The organism is Streptomyces sp. NPDC053427, from assembly GCF_044544985.1.
Lineage (GTDB): Bacteria > Actinomycetota > Actinomycetes > Streptomycetales > Streptomycetaceae > Streptomyces.
Window position 1 is genome coordinate 1,863 of sequence record NZ_JBITYA010000031.1, and the last position, 1,750, is coordinate 3,612.

Sequence of the window (1,750 nt, forward strand, 5' to 3'; positions counted from 1 at the left end):
GTTGGGTGGCTGGTCGTTGCTTGAGAACTGCACAGTGGACGCGAGCATCTGTGGCCAAGTTTTTAAGGGCGCACGGTGGATGCCTTGGCACCAGGAACCGATGAAGGACGTGGGAGGCCACGATAGGCCCCGGGGAGCTGTCAACCGAGCTTTGATCCGGGGGTGTCCGAATGGGGAAACCCGGCAGTCGTCATGGGCTGTCACCCGCTGCTGAACACATAGGCAGTGTGGAGGGAACGCGGGGAAGTGAAACATCTCAGTACCCGCAGGAAGAGAAAACAACCGTGATTCCGGGAGTAGTGGCGAGCGAAACCGGATGAGGCCAAACCAGTCACGTGTGATACCCGGCAGGGGTTGCGTGGTTGGGGTTGTGGGAGTTCTCTTTCACAGTCTGCCGGCTGTGAGACGAGTCAGAAACCGTTGATGTAGGCGAAGGACATGCGAAAGGTCCGGCGTAGAGGGTAAGACCCCCGTAGCTGAAACATTAACGGCTCGTTTGAGAACCACCCAAGTAGCACGGGGCCCGAGAAATCCCGTGTGAATCTGGCGGGACCACCCGTTAAGCCTAAATATTCCCTGGTGACCGATAGCGGATAGTACCGTGAGGGAATGGTGAAAAGTACCGCGGGAGCGGAGTGAAATAGTACCTGAAACCGTGTGCCTACAAGCCGTGGGAGCGTCGCGCATCGAGCTTGCTCGGTGCGTCGTGACTGCGTGCCTTTTGAAGAATGAGCCTGCGAGTTTGCGGTATGTTGCGAGGTTAACCCGTGTGGGGAAGCCGTAGCGAAAGCGAGTCCGAATAGGGCGTTGAGTAGCGTGCCCAAGACCCGAAGCGGAGTGATCTAGCCATGGGCAGGTTGAAGCGGAGGTAAGACTTCGTGGAGGACCGAACCCACCAGGGTTGAAAACCTGGGGGATGACCTGTGGTTAGGGGTGAAAGGCCAATCAAACTCCGTGATAGCTGGTTCTCCCCGAAATGCATTTAGGTGCAGCGTCGTGTGTTTCTTGCCGGAGGTAGAGCACTGGATAGGCGATGGGCCCTACCGGGTTACTGACCTTAGCCAAACTCCGAATGCCGGTAAGTGAGAGCGCGGCAGTGAGACTGTGGGGGATAAGCTCCATGGTCGAGAGGGAAACAGCCCAGAGCATCGACTAAGGCCCCTAAGCGTGTGCTAAGTGGGAAAGGATGTGGAGTCGCAGAGACAACCAGGAGGTTGGCTTAGAAGCAGCCACCCTTGAAAGAGTGCGTAATAGCTCACTGGTCAAGTGATTCCGCGCCGACAATGTAGCGGGGCTCAAGCACACCGCCGAAGTCGTGTCATTGCAGCAATACTCCCAACGGAGGCTGTGATGGGTAGGGGAGCGTCGTGTGCCGGGTGAAGCAGCCGTGGAAACGAGTTGTGGACGGTTCACGAGTGAGAATGCAGGCATGAGTAGCGATACACACGTGAGAAACGTGTGCGCCGATTGACTAAGGGTTCCTGGGTCAAGCTGATCTGCCCAGGGTAAGTCGGGACCTAAGGCGAGGCCGACAGGCGTAGTCGATGGACAACCGGTTGATATTCCGGTACCCGCTTTGAAACGCCCAATATCGAATCCATTAATGCTAAGGCCGTGAAGCCGGCCTGGAGTCTTCGGACAAAGGGACGTGGTGGAGCCGCCGATCCAAGGTGGTAGTAGGTAAGCGATGGGGTGACGCAGGAAGGTAGTCCAGCCCGGGCGGTGGTTGTCCCGGGGTAAGGGTGTAGGG

The 1,750-nt window shown here is 57.5% G+C and carries 1 rRNA gene (running past one end of the window); it reads left to right on the plus strand.

Annotated elements, in window-relative coordinates:
• Positions 1 to 52: 52 nt before the first annotated feature.
• A 23S ribosomal RNA gene (locus ACIGWZ_RS39325) occupies positions 53 to 1,750 on the plus strand; its annotated part runs 1,441 nt beyond the window's last position; the annotation flags it as partial.